The 1511-nt window shown below is 74.8% G+C and carries 2 protein-coding genes; both read left to right on the top strand.

Annotated elements, in window-relative coordinates; translation table 11 throughout:
* Nucleotides 1–81: 81 nt before the first annotated feature.
* On the top strand, nt 82–933 hold the full coding sequence (gene nadC / locus DW309_RS00975) for a carboxylating nicotinate-nucleotide diphosphorylase (RefSeq protein ID WP_136044274.1): 852 nt from the start codon (nt 82–84) through the stop codon (nt 931–933).
* A gap of 4 nt (nt 934–937) precedes the next feature.
* A partial coding sequence (locus DW309_RS00970; RefSeq protein ID WP_136044273.1) for a cysteine desulfurase family protein occupies nt 938–1511 on the top strand: 574 nt, incomplete at its 3' end.

Raw genomic sequence — 1511 nt, 5'->3', positions numbered from 1 at the left:
CTCGGTCGGCGCCCACCACCGCGCGGACGCGGAGCCCGCCGCCCCCGCCACCGCCCGTCCCCCGATCCTGGAGACCGTCTGATGCTCACCCGTGCCACCCTCACCCGCGTGGTCGGCGCCGCCCTCGAGGAGGACGCCCCGTGGGGCGACCTGACCAGTGCGACGCTGCTGCCCGCCGACGCCACCGCGACCGCCGACCTCGTCGCCCGCGAGCCCGGGGTGTTCAGCGGCGGAGAGGTGTTCGCCGCCGCCTTCACCCTCACCGACCCGGAGGTCACCGTGGACCTGCACGTGGGCGAGGGCGACGCGTTCGCTGCGGGTGACGTGCTCGCGACCGTGACCGGAGCCGCCCGCAGCCTGCTGACCGCCGAGCGGGTGGCGCTGAACTTCACGCAGCGCATGTCGGGCATCGCGACCCTCACCGCCGCGTACGTCGCGGCGGTCGAGGGCACGCGCGCCCGCATCGCCGACACCAGGAAGACCACCCCGGGGCTCCGGGCGTTCGAGCGCCACGCCGTCGCCTGCGGGGGTGGCCGCAACCACCGCTTCTCCCTGTCCGACGCGGTCATGGCGAAGGACAACCACCTCGCGGTGCTGCAGCGCAGCGGTCTCGACCTGGCGTCGGCGCTGCGCGAGGCCGTGGCGCGACTGCCGCACACCGCGCACGTCGTGGTCGAGGTCGACCGGCTCGACCAGATCCCCGCGGTGCTCGACGGCGGCGCGCACACGGTGCTGCTGGACAACTTCACCCCGGACGAGCTGCGCGCCGGTGTCGCGCTGATCGACGGTCGCGCGACCGCGGAGGCTTCGGGCGGCGTCGACCTCGACACCGTGGCCGCGATCGCCCGCACGGGAGTGGACGTCATCTCCGTCGGGGCGCTCACCCACTCGGCCCGCGCGCTCGATCTCGGCCTGGATCTGCGGATCGACTGACGCCGTGCTGTACCTCGACCACGCCGCCACCTCACCCGTCCGCCCGGAGGTGCTGGCCGCGATGCAGCCGTACCTCACGACGGTGTACGGCAACCCCGCCAGCCACCACACCGCGGGAGAGGCGGCGGCGGAGGCCCTCGAGGACGCCAGGGCCAGGGTCGCGCACGTGCTCGGGATGCGCCGCGGCGACGTCGTGTTCACCAGCGGCGGCACCGAGGCGAACAACCTCGCGGTGAAGGGACTGGTGCTCGGCGCGCTGAGCTCGGGGCGCCGGCACGTCGTGGTGTCGCCGATCGAGCACGAGTCGATCCTGGAGTCGGCCGCGTTCCTCGCGCGGTTCCACGACGTGGAGGTGACGGCGCTCGACGTGGGGCCGGACGGCCGCGTAACCACCGAGGCCCTCGCCGCCGCGCTCCGCGATGACACGGCACTGGTCGCGCTGGGGCACGCGAACAACGAGATCGGCACGGTGCAGGACGTCGAGGCCCTTGCCGCGGTCGCCCGTGCGCGGGGAGTGCCGCTGCACCTCGACGCCGTGCAGTCGGCGGGCTGGCTGCCGCTGCGCGACCTCCGCGCCG

Origin of the sequence: Microbacterium sp. K41 (assembly GCF_004794395.1) — a bacterium.
Classification (GTDB): Bacteria; Actinomycetota; Actinomycetes; order Actinomycetales; family Microbacteriaceae; genus Microbacterium; species Microbacterium sufflavum.
This window is presented reverse-complemented; position numbering and strand designations above follow the sequence as displayed.

Excerpts from the sequence above, each read along its gene's own strand:
- nadC (WP_136044274.1), top strand. The coding sequence starts at position 82 with ATGCTCACCCGTGCCACCCTCACCCGCGTGGTCGGCGCCGCCCTCGAG.